Source organism: Pseudomonas sp. NPDC089534 (genome assembly GCF_044749305.1).
Taxonomy (GTDB): domain Bacteria; phylum Pseudomonadota; class Gammaproteobacteria; order Pseudomonadales; family Pseudomonadaceae; genus Aquipseudomonas; species Aquipseudomonas ekonensis.
In genome coordinates this window covers 1-2794 of record NZ_JBIVHR010000191.1, presented here as the reverse complement: position 1 = coordinate 2794, position 2794 = coordinate 1, and the positions used below count along the sequence as shown (strand labels likewise).

2 protein-coding genes are annotated in these 2794 nt (G+C 67.5%); both read left to right on the top strand.

Annotated features, from left to right (window positions below; all coding sequences use genetic code 11):
* Positions 1-2478, top strand: a 2478-nt coding sequence (nuoG, locus tag ACIP0B_RS28210; RefSeq protein ID WP_400838432.1) for an NADH-quinone oxidoreductase subunit NuoG, incomplete at its 5' end; no start/stop codon positions are given.
* Positions 2475-2794: NADH-quinone oxidoreductase subunit H (locus ACIP0B_RS28205; RefSeq protein WP_400838429.1), on the top strand; the 320-nt coding region annotated here is incomplete at its 3' end. The genes nuoG and ACIP0B_RS28205, both read left to right, overlap by 4 nt.

Genomic DNA, 2794 nt, shown 5'->3' with positions numbered 1-2794 from the left:
GACGATGAAGAATCCAAGGCGTTCCGCGCCAGTGTCGTCGAATGGCTGATGACCAACCACCCGCACGACTGCCCAGTGTGCGAGGAAGGCGGTCACTGCCACCTGCAAGACATGACTGTGATGACCGGCCACAACGAGCGCCGTTATCGCTTCACCAAACGCACCCACCAGAACCAGCACCTGGGCCCGTTCATCTCCCACGAGATGAACCGCTGCATCGCCTGCTACCGCTGCGTGCGCTTCTACAAGGACTACGCCGGCGGCACCGACCTTGGCGTATACGGCGCCCACGACAACGTGTACTTCGGCCGCGTCGAAGACGGCACCCTGGAAAGCGAGTTCTCCGGCAACCTCACCGAGGTCTGCCCGACCGGCGTGTTCACCGACAAGACCCACTCCGAGCGCTACAACCGCAAGTGGGACATGCAGTTCGCCCCGAGCATCTGCCATGGCTGCTCCAGCGGCTGCAACATCTCCCCGGGCGAGCGCTACGGCGAACTGCGCCGCATCGAGAACCGCTACAACGGCTCGGTGAACCAGTACTTCCTGTGCGACCGCGGCCGTTTCGGCTATGGCTACGTCAACCGCACCGACCGCCCGCGCCAGCCGCTGCTGGCCGACGGCACCAAGCTCAGCCTGGACGACGCCCTGGACAAGGCCGCCGACCTGCTGCGCGGCCGCAACATCGTCGGCATCGGTTCGCCGCGCGCCAGCCTGGAAAGCAACTACGCGCTGCGTGAGCTGGTCGGCGCCGAGCACTTCTACAGCGGCATCGAAGCCTCCGAGCTGGAGCGCATCCGCCTGGTGCTGCAAGTGCTCAAGGACAGCCCGCTGCCGGTTCCGACGATGCGCGACATCGAAGACCACGACGCCGTGTTCGTCCTCGGCGAAGACCTGACCCAGACCGCCGCCCGCATGGCCCTGGCCCTGCGCCAGTCGGTCAAGGGCAAGGCCGAAGACATGGCCGAAGCCATGCGCGTCCAACCTTGGCTCGACGCTGCAGTGAAGAACATCGGTCAGCACGCGCTGAACCCGCTGTTCATCGCCAGCCTGGCCGAGACCAAGCTCGATGACGTCGCCGAAGAGTGCGTGCACGCCGCTCCCGACGACCTGGCCCGCATCGGCTTCGCCGTCGCCCACGCCCTGGACGCCAGCGCCCCGGCCGTCGAAGGCCTGGACGCCGAAGCGCTGCAACTGGCCAAGCGCATCGCCGACGCCCTGCTCGCCGCCAAGCGTCCGCTGATCGTCGCCGGCACTTCGCTGGGCTCCAAGGCCCTGATCGAAGCGGCCGCGAACATCGCCAAGGCCCTGAAGCTGCGCGACAAGAACGGTTCCATCAGCCTGGTCGTGCCTGAGGCCAACAGCCTCGGCCTGGCCATGCTCGGCGGCGAATCGGTCGATGCCGCGCTGCAAGCGGTGATCGACGGCCGTGCCGACGCCATCGTCGTGCTGGAAAACGATCTGTACACCCGCACCGCCCAGGCCAAGGTCGATGCCGCGCTGAGCGCCGCGAAAGTGGTGATCGTCGCCGACCACCAGAAGACCGCCACCAGCGACCGCGCCCACCTGGTGCTGCCGGCGGCGAGCTTCGCCGAAGGCGACGGCACCCTGGTCAGCCAGGAAGGCCGCGCCCAGCGCTTCTTCCAGGTCTTCGACCCGCAATACATGGATGCCGGCATCCTGGTGCACGAAGGCTGGCGCTGGCTGCACGCCCTGCGCGCCACCCTGCTGAACCAGCCGATCGACTGGACCCAGCTCGACCAGGTCACCGCCGCCGTTGCCTCGAGCACCGCGCAGCTGGCCGGCATCGTCGACGCCGCACCGTCCGCCGCGTTCCGCATCAAGGGCCTGAAGCTGGCCCGTGAGCCGCTGCGCTACTCCGGCCGCACCGCGATGCGCGCCAACATCAGCGTTCACGAACCGCGCACCCCGCAAGACAAGGACACCGCGTTCGCCTTCTCCATGGAAGGCTACTCGGGCTCCGCCGAACCGCGCTCGCAAGTGCCGTTCGCCTGGTCGCCGGGCTGGAACTCGCCGCAGGCCTGGAACAAGTTCCAGGACGAGGTCGGCGGCCATCTGCGCGCCGGCGATCCGGGCACCCGCCTGATCGAAAGCACCGGCGATGCGCTGAACTGGTTCGCCAGCGTTCCGCGCGCGTTCAACCCGGCCCAGGGCACCTGGCAAGCCGTGCCGTTCCATCACCTGTTCGGCAGCGAAGAGAACTCTTCCAAGGCCGCCCCGGTGCAGGAGCGCATTCCGGCCGCCTACGTCGCGCTGGCCAAGTCCGAGGCCGACCGCCTGGGCGTCAACGACGGCGCGATGCTGAGCCTGAACGTCGCCGGCATCAGCCTGCGTCTGCCGCTGCGCATCAATGAAGAGCTGGGCGCAGGCCTGGTGGCGCTGCCTGCGGGCATCGCCGGCATTCCTCCGGCGTTCGCCGGCGTTTCCGTCGACGGTCTGCAGGAGGCAGCGCAATGACCTGGTTCACCCCTGAAGTGATCGATGTGATCCTGACGGTCATCAAAGCGGTCGTCGTCCTGCTGGCCGTGGTGGTCTGCGGGGCGCTGCTCAGCTTCGTCGAGCGTCGCCTGCTGGGCTGGTGGCAGGACCGTTACGGTCCGAACCGCGTCGGCCCGTTCGGCATGTTCCAGATCGCCGCCGACATGCTGAAGATGTTCTTCAAGGAAGACTGGACGCCGCCGTTCGCCGACAAGGTGATCTTCACCCTGGCGCCGGTGGTGGCCATGAGCGCCCTGCTGATCGCCTTCGCGATCATCCCGATAACCCCGACCAC